This is a genomic window from Arachnia propionica (genome assembly GCF_003932785.1).
Taxonomy (GTDB): domain Bacteria; phylum Actinomycetota; class Actinomycetes; order Propionibacteriales; family Propionibacteriaceae; genus Arachnia; species Arachnia propionica_B.
The window spans coordinates 23,372-36,659 of the sequence record NZ_RQYT01000009.1 but is presented as its reverse complement, the minus strand read 5'-3'; the positions used below and the strand labels follow the sequence as shown (position 1 = coordinate 36,659).

Below are 13,288 nucleotides of genomic sequence, written 5' to 3'. Positions count from 1 at the left end.
CCGCGGGGCCTCGTCCCGGGGGACCCGACCCGCTCCGCGTCGTGACACCGCGCGTGGCACCTCCAGGACCTCACCGGCACGCAACCGTGGCCGTCGCTACCGGAAGGGCGTCCACCTGCCCGTGGGGCGGTCCCGGTTCCGGATCCGCGTGTTCATGCTGGCCCTGACCGTGATGCTCATGGGCTGTGTGGTGCGGGCCGTCCAGCTCCAGGCCTTCGACTCGCAGGCCTTCGCCGCCGAGGCGGCCGCGAAGATGCAGAACACCCGTGACCTCCTGCCCGAGCGGGGCTACCTCGTCGACCGCAATGGGGTCGTCCTCGCCGGGGCCGAGGCCGCGATGAGGGTGACCGTCGACCCCGACCAGGTGCAGACCAACGGCGCCGACAAGCGCTACGCGATGAGCGAGAAGAAGCAGCAGGAGGCCGAGGCGGCCCCGGCCGCCGTGGCCAAGATCCTCGCCACCCACCTCGGTGGCTCCGAAGAGGAGTACCTCGAGATCCTGCTCAAGGAGAACTCGCGGTACGAGGTCGTGGCGCGCAAGGTCCCCGCCGCGACGTGGATGCGCATCGAGGCCGACATGCGCAAGGGCATCGACGGCGACGGCAAGCGCCGCTGGTACGGGCTCTACGCGGAACCCGATCCGATCCGGACCTACCCCAGCCGCACGCTGGCCAGCAACGTCATCGGCTTCGTCAACGGCGAGGGCACGGGGATGACGGGTCTCGAGGGGTCCCTCGACCAGGAGCTGGCGGGAACCGTCGGTTCCGAGGTCTACGACCGCTCCACGTACGGACGCATCCCGCTCGGCACCAACGTGCTGACCCCACCCGTCAACGGCAACTCCTACACGCTGACCCTCGATGCCGACCTCCAGTGGTTCGCGGAGCAGCGGTTGGCGGAGAGCATCCGGCAGTCGGGCGCCGCCACGGGCGTCGCGCTCGTGATGAACGTCAACAACGGGGAGATCCTGGCGCTGGCGAACGCGCCGAGCTTCGACTCCTCCAAGCCGGGCGACGCCGACGTCAGCGACCTTGGCAACCGTGCCGTCAGCGCCGCCTACGAGCCGGGCTCGACGCAGAAGGTCCTCACCATGGCGGCCCTCGCGGATTCCGGACTCGTCACGCCCGACACCCAGCTCACGGTGCCGAGCCGGATCGCCTCGGGCGGCGGGTACGTGTCGGACTCCTTCGAGCACGGCACCATCCAGCTGACGGCCCGGGGGGTCGTCGCCCAGTCCTCCAACATCGGCACGATCCAGCTGGCCCGTCAGCTCGACAAGGACAAGCTGCACTCGTACCTCACCGAGTTCGGTCTCGGCTCGAAGCCGGGATCCGGGTTGCCCGCCGAGACGGCCGGGCAGCTGCCCGCACCGGACATGGCGGACTACACGAGGGACCAGATCTCCTTCGGGCAGGGGCTCTCCGTGTCCGCGGTGCAGATGGCGGGCGCCCTGTCCGCGGCGGTCAACGGTGGGGTCTACCACCAGCCGCACGTGCTGCGGTCCGCGTCGCAGGCCGACGGCACCCCCATCGCCCTCGCCGAGCCGACCTCACGTCGGGTGATCTCGAAGGAGGCCTCGTCGATGGTGGTGGAGATGATGGAGTCCGTCATCACCGGCGTGGGTGACGGGGAACGGGCCATCCCCGGGTACCGCACGGCGGGGAAGTCGGGCACGGCGCAGCGTTACGACGCGAACTGCCGCTGCTACAACGGCTACACGGCGTCGTTCGTCGGTGTCGCCCCGGCGGAGAACCCGCAGATCCTCGTCTACGTGGTGCTGGACCGCCCGACCAACGGCAACCTCGGCAGCCAGCTGGCCCTGCCGGTGGTGAACAGCATCCTCCAGATGTCGCTGCCGCGGTACAACGTCCTGCCGTCGACCACGCCGGCCCGCAACGAGCCGCTGACCTGGGAATGAGTACGTTGCGACCCCGTCACGTGCTCGGGACGCCTCTTGCGGAGGTCGTCGCCGGGCTCGGGCTCGTCGGCCCGAGTGTGCCGACCCCGGTCTCCGGGGTGCGGATCGACTCGCGGCTGGTCCGGCCGGGCGAGATCTACGTCGCGTTGCCGGGCGCCCGCACCCACGGTGCGCGCTTCGCCCGGCAGGCCGTGGCCTCGGGCGCGGCGGCGATCCTCACCGACGCCGAGGGCCGGGACATGGTCGGGGAGATCGACGTCCCGGTCCTGGTGAGCGGGCGACTGCGCGCGGACGCGGCCGAGATCAGCGCCCGGGTGTTCGGGCGCCCCGGGGACCGGCTCCGGCTGTTCGGGGTGACCGGGACCAACGGGAAGACCACCACCGTGGCCCTGCTCGAGTCCATCCTGCGTGCCCGGGGTGACCGGGTGGGCACGGTGGGCACCCTCGGGTTCCGGCTGGACGGGGACACCCTGGAGGCGGAGCGGGCGACGGTCACGACCCCCGACGCCCCGGACCTGCAGGGCCTCCTCGCCCGCTATCTGGAGGCCGGCGTGGACAGCGTCGCGCTCGAGGTCTCCAGTCACGCCATGGCCCTGGCCAGGGTCGATTCCCTCACCTTCGACGTGGCGGCCTTCCTCAACCTGGGGCGCGACCATCTCGACTTCCACGCGAGCCTCGAGGAGTACTTCGAGGCCAAGGCGTCCCTGTTCAGCCCGGAGCGGGTGCGGCAGGCGGTCGTCTGGGTCGACGACGAGCGGGGCGTCGAGGTGGCCCGTCGGTGCCGGGGGCACGGCCTGCCCGTCCACACCGTCGGCACGACCCGGGACGCCGACCATCGCCTCAGCGCCTTCGAGCCCGTCCATCCCCTGGGCGGGCGTGCGGTGCTCGACACCCCGGCGGGTCGGTTCCCGCTGGAACTCGCCATGCCGGGCTGGCACAACATGATCGACGCGGCCATCGCCTTCACCATGGCGCACCGCGCCGCCATCGACCCGGAGGTCATCCTCGAGGGACTGCGCCACGCGCAGGTCCCGGGACGGATGCAGGTGCTGGACCTCCCCGACGGCGCCCCCACCGTCGTCGTCGACTTCGCGCACACCCCGCAGGCCGTGTCCGCGACCCTGGAGGCCCTCCAGGGATTCCCGCGGGTCGTGACGGTGCTCGGGTGCGGCGGGGACCGGGACAAGGTCAAACGCCCACTCATGGGGCGGGCCGCGGCGGAGCTGAGCGACGTCCTCGTCGTCACGGATGACAACCCCCGGACCGAGCCCCCCGACGAGATCCGCGCACAGATGTTGAGCGGTTCCCATGGCCTCAGGGCTCGTGTCCACGAGGTGGACGACCGGCGCCGCGCCATCGAGTTCGCCCTTACCACGGCCGGTGACGGTAGTGTGGTTGCCATCCTCGGAAAGGGACACGAACGTGGCCAGGAGATCCAGGGCCGGGTTCACCCCTTCGACGATGCACTGGTGGCTCAGGATGTCTGGCGCCAGACGGAAGGACGTGATCGATGAGGGCCAGGCGGCTCAGCGAACTGGTCGAGCTCATGCAGCCGGCTCCCGTTGAGGTCTTCGGCGATGATGTCGAGGTCGGGCCGGACGTCATCCTGGACAGCCGGCACGTGACCCCCGGCTCCCTGTTCGTCGCGATTCCGGGTGAGCGGGTGGATGGCCACGACTTCGCGCCGACCGCGGTGCAGTCGGGCGCCGCCGCGATCCTGGCGACGCGGGTCACGGATGCCCCGGTGCCGCACCTCCTCGTCGAGGACACCGTCAAGGGCCTGTCCTGGTTGGCCAGGGGCGTGGTGCGTGAGGCCCGGGCAGCGGGCATGGTCAGCCTGGGCGTGACCGGCTCCTCCGGGAAGACCTCGACGAAGGACCTGCTCGCCCAGCTGCTCGAGGGGCTCGGGGGGACCGTGGCCCCCGTGGGCAGCCAGAACAACGAGATCGGCGTTCCCGTGACGGCCTGCCGGGTGGGGCCCACCACGCGTTTCCTCGTCTCGGAGATGGGGGCGCGGGGCATCGGTCACATCGACTGGCTCACGTCCCTGGTCGGGCTCGACGTGGGGGTGGTGCTCAACATCGGCACCGCCCACGTGGGGGAGTTCGGCGGCATCGAGCAGACGGCCGCCGCCAAGTCCGAGATCATCGCCGCCCTCGCCCCCGAGGGCTGGGCCGTTCTCAACGGCGAAGATCCCGCGTGCCGCGGCATGGCGAGTCGGACGAGGGCGCGTCTCGTCTGGTTCGGGGAGGGGGACCTTCCCGACGGTGCGATGCAGGTCGGCGCCCGGGACGTGCGTTGCGGCCCCACCTCGCAGGCCTCCTTCACCCTGCGCGTGACCCGCGAGGGGCGCACCGAGGAGGCCCCCGTCGATCTCCAGGTCATCGGTCGGCACCAGGTGAGCAACGCGCTCGCCGCCGCCGCCGCGGCGGTGTGCGTCGGGATGCCCGTCGCCCTCGCGGCCGAGAGGCTCTCCGCCGCCCAGCCCCGTTCCAGCTGGCGGATGGAGCTGCTGCGGCTCGCCGAGGACCGCCTGGTCCTCAACGACGCCTACAACGCCAACCCCGACTCGATGGCAGCGGCGCTCCGGACGGCCAGCGAGCTGGTCGCGGTGCAGCGGCAACGCCACCCCGGGGCCAGGCTCATCGCGGTCCTCGGGGACATGCTGGAGCTCGGCCCCCTGTCGGACACCCTGCACGCGGCCGTCGGTGAGCTGGCCGCGGACCTTCGCGTGGACGAGATCCTGGCGGTGGGGGAGCACGCCGAGGCGGTCGTGACGGCGGCCTCCGCGGCCGGGGTCGCCGCCCGGTGCAGCAGCCGTGAGGAGGCCTGCGCCCTGACACTCGCCCCCGGTGACGTGCTGCTGGTCAAGGGATCCCGGGGGATCGGCCTGGAGCGGGTCGCCGCCGAGGTCGCCGCTGCGGTGGGGGAGGAGAAGCCATGAAGACGATCCTGCTCGCGGGTGGGTTGGCGCTGCTCATCAGCCTCCTGGTCACCCCGAGGTTCATCACGTTCCTCATCCGACGGCAGTACGGCCAGTTCATCCGCGACGACGGCCCCCAGGAGCACCTGACCAAGCGCGGCACCCCCACGATGGGTGGGGTCGTCATCGTCGGCGCCGTCGTGGTGGGGTACTTCCTCGCCCATCTCATCCTGTGGCAACCGGTGACGGTCTCCGGGCTGCTGCTGATCGGGGTGACCGCGGCGATGGGCTTCCTCGGCTTCCTCGACGACTGGGCCAAGATCTCGAAGGAGCGCTCGTTGGGTCTCACGGCCCGGGGCAAGCTCGTCGGCCAGTTCCTCATCGGCGGCACCTTCGCGGTGCTGGCCCTCAACTTCCCGGATGAACGCGGTCTGCGCCCAGCCTCCCAGTTCATCTCCTTCCTGCGGGACATCCCGTGGCTGCACCTGCCTTTCTTCCTCGCGGTGCTGTGGATCGTCTTCCTGCTCATGGCCTGGCCGAACGCCACGAACCTCACCGATGGTCTGGACGGGTTGCTGGCGGGCAGCGCCACGCTCGTCTTCGCTGCCCTCACCCTGGTCAACATCTGGCAGTTCAACCAGTGGTGTGGTCGCAGCTCCAGCTCCGGTCCCCTCTGCTACGAGGTCCGGGACCCCTACGACCTCGCCGTGGTCGCCTTCGCGATGGCGGGCGCGTGCTTCGGCTTCCTGTGGTGGAACGCCAAACCCGCGAAGATCTTCATGGGGGACACCGGCTCGATGGCGATCGGTGCGGCGCTGGCCGGGATGTCGATCCTCACCCGCACCGAACTCCTGCTCGTCGTCATGGGCTTCCTCTTCGTCATGGAGGCCGGTTCGGTCGCCCTGCAGGTCGGCTACTTCAAGCTCACGAAGGGTAAGCGCATCTTCAAGATGTCGCCCATCCACCACCATTTCGAGCTGTTGGGCTGGGCCGAGGTGACGGTGGTCATCCGGTTCTGGATCATCTGTGGTCTGTGCGTCGCCAGCGCCGTCGGCATCTTCTACACCGAATGGGTGGCGGGGCAGTGAGTGCGCGCCTCGACGGCAGGCGCGCGGTCGTCGCCGGTCTCGGGCGCTCCGGGCTGGCAGCCGCCGATGCGCTTGTCCTGCTCGGTGCGGAGGTCACGGTCCTCGACGACGACCCGAACCTCACGGAACCGGCCGCCATGCTGGGCACCCTCGACGTCGACGTGCGACTGGGGGAGGGGGCCACCGCCGCCCTGCCGGAGGGGACGGACGTGCTGGTGCTCTCCACCGGCTGGGACCGTTCCGCCCCCCTGGCCGTGCGGGCGGCGGAACTCGGGGTGCCGGTGTGGAGTGAGGTGGAGCTTGCCTGGCGACTTCAGCAGGAGCGCCCTCTTGTCCCGTGGCTCGGGGTCACCGGCTCGCCGGAGCGGGTCGAGGTGGTGCGGCTGGTCGGCGCCATGCTCCGTGCCGCCGGGATGCGGGTGGCCGAGGCCGGTTCGCGCGGTCGTCCCGTGGTCGAGGCGGTGCTTGACGACGCCCCGTCGGACGTCCTCGTGGTGGAACTCTCCGCCGACCAACTGCAGGGGGTGGAGACCCTCGCCCTCCACTCCGCCGCGGTGCTCGATGCCGGGGAGCGTGCCGACGACCTGGCGACGGTCTACGAGCGGGTCACGAACTTCTGCGTCTACAACGTGGAGGACCCCGCCACGGAACGGATGGTCGAGGAGGCCGAGGTCACGGAGGGGGCGCGCGCCGTCGGGTTCACCACCGGCATCCCCGCCGTCTCGATGGTTGGCGTGGTCGATGACCTCATCGTCGACCGGGCCTTCGTCGCCCAGCGGCAACGATCCGCCCTGGAACTCGCGAAGGTCGACGACGCGGCGGGCCGGGTCGGGATCGTCTGCGCGGCGGCGGCACTGGCCCGCGGGGTCGGGACTCCCGCGCAGGCCATCCGCTCGGGACTGCTCGGCTCGACCACGGATTGACCGACACGCGGCCGATCTCCGCCCCAATCGCCCCCGTAGCCACGACCATGGAGGAAGGATGGCACGCGGGCGCCGGCCGTCCGTCTTCCCCTTCCGCGTCCGAGGAGTGAGATGTCCAGCACGACCGTGGCCGCGCGCCCGGCGGACTCCTTCGTCAGGAGTTTCGCCCGATCGCCCATGGCCGATCATCACCTCATCATCTTCTCCACCGTGATCCTGACGGCCATCGGGACGATGATGGTGCTCTCCTCGAGTGCCGTGATCGCCCTGGCGCAGGGGGAGTCGCCGTACTACTTCGTGATCCGGCAGTTGATCTTCCTCGTGGTGGCCCTCGTGCTCCTGGTGCCGCTCAGCCGGATGAGTCCCGACCTCCTGAGGCGGCTGGGCAACGTCGGCTGGCTCGTCGCCTGCGTGGGCCTCATCCTCGTCCAGACCCCGCTGGGATTCGAGATCTACGGCAACCGGAACTGGATCCGGATCGGGACCCTGCTCACCATCCAGCCCTCGGAGTTCGCGAAGCTCGGGCTCGTCGTGTGGGGGGCCTCCGTCTACCACCGCAACCGGACGAAGCTCCACAACCCGTGGGACCTGTTCGTCCCCTTCGCCCCGGGAGCGTTGACGCTGCTCGTGCTGATCCTGGCGGGCAAGGACCTTGGGACGGGGCTCGTCTTCGGTGCCATCATCTTCTGTCTCGTCTTCTTCGTCGGTGCCCCACTGAGGTTCCTCGCCCCGGCCGTGCTGGCGGTCATCGGCATCGTGGTCGTGCTCGTGATGGGATCCCCCAACCGGATGGCCCGGTTCATGATCTTCTTCGACCCCCAGAGCAACACGGACCTCGCCTCCCAGCCGATGGCGGCCCTCTACGCGCTGGCCTCCGGCGGCTGGTGGGGCCTGGGGCTGGGCGCCAGCAAGCAGAAGTGGGGTGGGCTCAAGGAGGGGGCCCACACCGACTTCGTCTTCGCCGTGCTGGGGGAGGAGCTGGGGCTGTTCGGGGTGCTGCTCGTGCTGGGGCTGTTCGCTCTTCTCGCGCGCAGCGGTTTCCAGGTGGCCCTCCAATCCGACAGGATGTTCAATCGTCTCGTGGCGGCGGGAATCACCAGCTGGTTCCTGCTGCAAGCCCTCGTCAACATCATGGTGGTCATGAATCTGCTCCCCGTGCTCGGTGTCCCGCTCCCCTTCATCTCCTCCGGGGGCTCCGCTCTCATGGCCAATCTCATGGCCATCGGCGTCCTGCTCGCCTGTGCCCGGAACACACCCCGGGCACGTGCCTATCTGGCGAGTCGCAAACGCGCATCCGGTCCGCGCATGACCAGCGTCCTGGCCGCGGGGTCGGACTCGTGAGCCGGGTCGTCCTCGCCGGCGGTGGGACCGCCGGGCACACCTCCCCCCTCATCGCGACGGCGCAGGCCCTGCAGGAGCTCGACCCGGGGGTCGAGATCACCTGCATCGGCACGGCCAAGGGGCTCGAGACCCGCGTCATCCCGCAGGCCGGGTTGACGCTGGAACTCATCCGGCCGGTGCCGATGCCCCGGAAACTCAACCTGGACCTGGTGAAGCTGCCCTGGAACCTGCTGCAGTCCGTGCGCGAGGCCCGGGCGATCCTGCGGCGCACCCGGGCGCAGGTCCTCGTCGGTTTCGGCGGTTACGTCTCGATTCCCGCGTACCTGGCCGCCCGGACCCTCCGGGTGCCGGTGTGCGTCCACGAGGCGAACCGGGTGGTCGGGATCGCGAACAAGGTGGCTGCGCGTTTCGCGAGTTTCACCGGGTACACCTTCCCCGAGACCGAGATCCGTGGCGGTGTGCGGATCGGGATGCCCATGAACCGTTCCATCACGGCACCGACGCTCACCCGTGAGGAGGCCAGCGCCCGGTTCGGGCTCGACCCGAGCCGCCCCACCCTGCTGGTCAGCGGCGGCTCGCAGGGGGCCAGGGCGATCAACGAGGCGCTGCGGGAGGCGGTGCCGGAACTGCTCTCCCGGGGGATCCAGATCCTCCACGTCCTCGGCGGCAAGAACTTCACCGACGCGGACGTCGTCATCGAGGACCCCTCGGGTGGGCGCTACGTCCCCGTCGCCTACGTCGACGCGATGATCGAGGCCTACCGGGCGGCCGACCTCATGGTGGGTCGGGCCGGTGCGGGCACCGTCATGGAGACCGCGGTCCTCGGGCTGCCCGTCGTGTTCATCCCCCTGCCGTGGGGCAACGGTGAGCAGGCGCGGAACGCGGCCGGGCTGGTCGCCGACGGTGCCGGCGTCATGCTCCCTGAAGCGGAGCTCACCCCCGCTAGACTCGTCGAGGTGATCGTCCCCAGGATCACCGATCCCGACGAACTCGCCCGCATGGGTGACCTGGCCCGCCCGCACTCGCCGGCTGACGCCGCCGACGTCCTCGCGCGCCAGGCACTCCAGTCCATTCGTAGAGAAGAGGAAAAGTGACCCTCCTGAACCCGATCGAGGTCATCCCCGCCACCGAGGTGGGCCCCGTTCACTTCATCGCGATCGGTGGCTCGGGGATGAGCGGCATCGCCCACCTCTACGCGGACCTGGGGGTCCCCACGAGTGGCTCCGATCGTTCCGACTCGTCCACGCTCGCGTCGCTGCGTCGCGCGGGGATCACGTGTCACGTCGGCCATGACGCCGCCCAGCTCGGTGACGCGCGGACGGTGGTGATCTCGTCCGCGATCCGCGAGGACAACCCCGAACTCATGGAGGCCCGACGCCGGGGGCTTCGGGTGTGGCACCGCTCCGCCGCCCTGGCCGCGCTCATGGTCGGCAAGCGTGGCGTGTCCGTCGCGGGTACCCACGGCAAGACCACGACCACGGCGATGACGGCGATCATGCTCAGCGAGGCCGGGGCGGACCCGAGCTACGTCATCGGGGGCCCCCTGTCCACCACGGGGGCGAGCTCCGCCATCGGTCAGGGTGAGGCCTTCGTCGTCGAGGCCGACGAGTCGGACGGCTCCTTCCTGCAGTACCCGACCGAGATCGCGGTCATCACCAACATCGAGGCGGATCACCTGGTCAACTGGGGCACCCCCGAGGCCTATGCCCGCGGGTTCAGGGACTTCGCCACGCAATCCTGCGTGAAGTGGGTCGTCATCAACGTCGACGATCCGGGCTCCCGTGCCCTCGCGGACGAGCTCGCGGCCGAGGGGCGTCAGGTCATCCGTTACGGCGAGGCCGACGACGCCGACGTCCGGATCACCGATGTCCGCCCGGCGGGCAACGGGGTGACCGCCACCCTCACCCACGGGGACGACTCCGGCCCGATCACGCTGCAGGTCCCCGGCAACCACAACCTCGCCAACGCGTCTGCCGCCTACGCGGTCGGCAGGATCCTCGGGCTCGGCCACGACGCCGCCGTGGAGGCGCTGGGGCGGTTCGAGGGGACGCTGCGACGGTTCCAGCTCATCACGGACACCGCCGGGATCAGGGTCTACGACGACTACGCCCACCACCCGACGGAGATCCGGGCCGCGCTCACGGCCGCACGCCGTGCCACGGAGGCGGGCAACGAGGCCACCGGTCTGCCCGGACGGCTCATCGCGTGCTTCCAGCCCCATCTCTACTCCCGGACGGTCGACTTCGCCGACGAGTTCGGCGAGGTCATGACGCTGGCCGACATCGCGGTCATCAATGACGTCTGCGGGGCCCGTGAGGATCCGATCCCGGGCGTGACCGGCGAGCTGGTGGTCGAGGCGGCGAAGCGGCACGGCGCCCGCGAGGTGGTCTACGTCGTGGAGAAGTACGACCTTCCCGACGCCCTCAACGAGATCGCACGACCCGGTGACCTCATCATCACCCTCGGGTGCGGTGATGTGACGATCGTCGGCCCGTTGCTGGCGCCGCTCCTCGCGCAGCGGCCGGAGGCCGAGGCCAGGTGAGTGCCACCCCGGGCGAGTTCGCCTCCGCCCGCCAGGCCAGGCGTCGCCGGCGACGGCTCACGAGGTCGATCGTGGTGGGCCTCGTCGTCCTGGTGCTGCTCCTGGCGGGCACGGCGACCTGGCTGCTCGGGTTCTCGTCGGTCTTCGCGACGAAGGAGGTCACCGTCTCAGGAACCTCGCTGCTCACCGAGGAACAGGTCCTCGAGACCGCCGGGGTGGAGCTGGGGCGTCCGCTGGCCACCCAGGACCTCAGCGCGGTGCGGGACCGTGTCGCGGCCATGCCCGCGGTGCGCTCGGTCGAAGTGGGGCGGCGGTTCCCCCACGCGGTGGACATCACCGTGACGGAGCGCCAGCTGGCCTACGCGTGGACCGACGGCGACGTCCTGCGATGGGTGGATGAGGAGGGGGTGGTCTTCCACGAGGGTGGCGAGGTGCCGCCCGGCTCCGTCATCGCCCAGGTCGAGGGCGAGCCCGACCAGCGTCTCCTGGGGGATGTCGCGACGGTCATCGCCACCGCCGCCCCGGTGCTGGGGGAGCGCATCACCCTGGTGCGGGCCCAGGCCGTGGACCAGATCGAGATCAGACTCGACGACGGTGACACCGTCGTCTGGGGCAGCGCGGACCAGTCCGAGGTCAAGGGCCAGGTCCTGTCGGTGCTCCTGCAGGTCGAGGCCACCGTCTACGACGTGTCCGCGCCCGGCGCACCCACAACGCGCTGACGACGCCCGGAGCCCAAACCCTCAACCTTGGGTTGAGGTGATTTCGGCTCCAATCGGCATGGTTGTTGGAACAAGGAGGAAACGCCGCCTAGCCTACTTTCGACTACTAAGTGAGGAATGGCGGTCCCATGGCAAGCGCATCTCAGAATTACCTGGCAGTGATCAAGGTCGTCGGTGTCGGCGGCGGCGGCGTCAATGCCGTCAACCGGATGATTGAGGCTGGGCTGCGCGGGGTGGAGTTCATCGCCGTGAACACCGACGCCCAGGCGCTGCTGATGTCGGATGCCGACGTGAAGCTCGACATCGGTCGCGAGTCGACCCGCGGGCTGGGCGCGGGAGCCGACCCGTCCAAGGGACGCCAGGCCGCGGAGGAGCACGCGGAGGAGATCGAGGACGCCCTCAAGGGTGCCGACATGATCTTCGTGACCGCGGGCGAGGGCGGCGGCACGGGCACGGGGGCCGCGCCCATCGTCGCCAAGATCGCGCGATCCCTCGGCGCCCTCACCATCGGTGTGGTCACCCGCCCGTTCTCCTTCGAGGGGCGGCGCCGCGCCACCCAGGCGGACTCGGGTATCGAGCAGCTCCGCGAGGAGGTCGACACCCTCATCGTCATCCCCAACGACAAACTGCTGCAGATGACCGATCACCAGGTCGCCATCCTGGACGCGTTCAAGCAGGCCGATCAGGTGCTCATGCAGGGCGTCTCCGGCATCACGGACCTCATCACCACGCCCGGCCTCATCAACCTCGACTTCGCGGATGTGAAGTCCATCATGAGCCAGGCGGGCTCGGCCCTCATGGGCATCGGGTCCGCCCGTGGTGAGGATCGGGCGAGGGCGGCGGCCGAGATGGCCATCAGCTCGCCGCTCCTTGAGGCCAGCATCGACGGGGCGCACGGGGTCCTGCTGTCGATCGCGGGTGGCTCCGATCTGGGCCTGTTCGAGGTCTCGGCCGCGGCCCAGCTCATCGAGGAGGCCGCCCACGACGAGGCGAACATCATCTTCGGCACCGTCATCGACGACGCCCTCGGGGACGAGGTCCGCGTCACGGTCATCGCGGCCGGATTCGACGGCGGCACGCCCCAGACGCGGCTGCCCAGGGTGGAGCACACCCGCAGCCAACGGAGCCCCGCCCCTCCGGTCGTCCCGCCCGTCCGGACGGCCCCGCCGCACGCGGCGCCGATGCCTTCGGTGCGCGTGGAACCCCAGCCCCGTCCCGCCCCCGTCGTGGACGACGACGAGCTGGACGTGCCCGACTTCATGAAGTGACGGCGTGTCGGGCCGGGCAAAGCCCGGACCCGTCGGCGCTTGCGGGTAGGCTCGTCCTCACACACGAGGAGGGTGACAAGTGGGCGTTCGAAAGATTGCCGAGTGGATGGGAATCGTCGAGGACGGTCGTTACAACGACGCCAGGGACGAGCTCTCCGAGGAGTACGTGGCCGAGGAGTACGAGGAGTACGAACCCTCCGAGGTGAAGCCTGCTCCGCGCTCGACCCACCGTCGTCCCGAACCCGTGGTCCAGGAAGTTGCCAGTGCCCCGGAGGTGGCCGACATCAGCCGTATCGTCAACGTCCGTCCGCGCAGCTACAACGAGGCGCGCGCCATCGGGGAGAACTTCCGCGACGGCATCCCCGTCATCATGAACCTGTCCGACATGGAGCCCGGTGAGGACAAGCGGCTCGTGGACTTCGCCGCCGGGCTGATCTTCGGGCTGAGGGGCAACATCGAGCGGGTCTCCAGCCAGGTGTTCCTGCTGTGCCCGCACAACCTCGTGGTGGGCCCCGAGGACAAGGAACGTCTCGCCACCGGCGGGTTCTTCAACCAGAGCTGAGCCT

11 protein-coding genes are annotated in these 13,288 nt (G+C 70.2%); all 11 read left to right on the top strand.

Translation table 11 applies throughout. From position 1 onward, the window contains the following. Nucleotides 1-121 precede the first annotated feature (121 nt). Nucleotides 122-1,918: a peptidoglycan D,D-transpeptidase FtsI family protein gene (locus EII35_RS05875; RefSeq protein WP_395858229.1), complete on the top strand. Its 1,797-nt coding sequence runs from the start codon at nucleotides 122-124 to the stop codon at nucleotides 1,916-1,918. Then, the gene (locus EII35_RS05870) at nucleotides 1,915-3,432 is read left to right on the top strand and encodes a UDP-N-acetylmuramoyl-L-alanyl-D-glutamate--2,6-diaminopimelate ligase (protein ID WP_125227528.1); all 1,518 of its coding nucleotides are present in this window, start codon (nucleotides 1,915-1,917) and stop codon (nucleotides 3,430-3,432) included. Before EII35_RS05875 ends, EII35_RS05870 begins: the two co-directional genes overlap by 4 nt. Further along, nucleotides 3,429-4,862 carry a UDP-N-acetylmuramoyl-tripeptide--D-alanyl-D-alanine ligase gene (locus EII35_RS05865; protein ID WP_125227527.1) on the top strand — a complete coding sequence of 478 codons (1,434 nt, stop codon included), beginning with the start codon at nucleotides 3,429-3,431 and terminating at the stop codon, nucleotides 4,860-4,862. The genes EII35_RS05870 and EII35_RS05865 overlap by 4 nt, the downstream gene beginning before the upstream one ends. Beyond that, entirely contained in the window at nucleotides 4,859-5,929 is a 1,071-nt protein-coding gene (gene mraY, locus EII35_RS05860; protein WP_125227526.1) for a phospho-N-acetylmuramoyl-pentapeptide-transferase, read from the top strand. Before EII35_RS05865 ends, mraY begins: the two co-directional genes overlap by 4 nt. Further along, entirely contained in the window at nucleotides 5,926-6,852 is a 927-nt protein-coding gene (locus tag EII35_RS05855; RefSeq protein WP_125227525.1) for a Mur ligase family protein, read from the top strand. Before mraY ends, EII35_RS05855 begins: the two co-directional genes overlap by 4 nt. Before the next feature lie 111 nt (nucleotides 6,853-6,963). Further along, a complete protein-coding gene (gene ftsW / locus EII35_RS05850) occupies nucleotides 6,964-8,193 on the top strand; it encodes a putative lipid II flippase FtsW (RefSeq protein WP_125227524.1) in 1,230 nt (409 codons plus the stop codon). Next, nucleotides 8,190-9,287 (top strand): undecaprenyldiphospho-muramoylpentapeptide beta-N-acetylglucosaminyltransferase, encoded by a 1,098-nt coding sequence (gene murG / locus EII35_RS05845; protein WP_125227523.1) that lies wholly within the window; start codon nucleotides 8,190-8,192, stop codon nucleotides 9,285-9,287. The genes ftsW and murG overlap by 4 nt, the downstream gene beginning before the upstream one ends. Then, nucleotides 9,284-10,735 (top strand): UDP-N-acetylmuramate--L-alanine ligase, encoded by a 1,452-nt coding sequence (gene murC / locus EII35_RS05840; RefSeq protein WP_125227522.1) that lies wholly within the window; start codon nucleotides 9,284-9,286, stop codon nucleotides 10,733-10,735. The genes murG and murC overlap by 4 nt, the downstream gene beginning before the upstream one ends. Beyond that, nucleotides 10,732-11,454, top strand: a complete 723-nt coding sequence (locus EII35_RS05835) for a cell division protein FtsQ/DivIB (RefSeq protein ID WP_125227521.1) — start codon at nucleotides 10,732-10,734, stop codon at nucleotides 11,452-11,454. Before murC ends, EII35_RS05835 begins: the two co-directional genes overlap by 4 nt. A 128-nt stretch (nucleotides 11,455-11,582) precedes the next feature. After that, nucleotides 11,583-12,722, top strand: a complete 1,140-nt coding sequence (gene ftsZ / locus EII35_RS05830; RefSeq protein WP_125227520.1) for a cell division protein FtsZ — start codon at nucleotides 11,583-11,585, stop codon at nucleotides 12,720-12,722. A 106-nt stretch (nucleotides 12,723-12,828) separates the two neighbouring features. Beyond that, nucleotides 12,829-13,284: a cell division protein SepF gene (locus tag EII35_RS05825; RefSeq protein WP_125227572.1), complete on the top strand. Its 456-nt coding sequence runs from the start codon at nucleotides 12,829-12,831 to the stop codon at nucleotides 13,282-13,284. The last annotated feature ends 4 nt before the right edge of the window (nucleotides 13,285-13,288 follow it).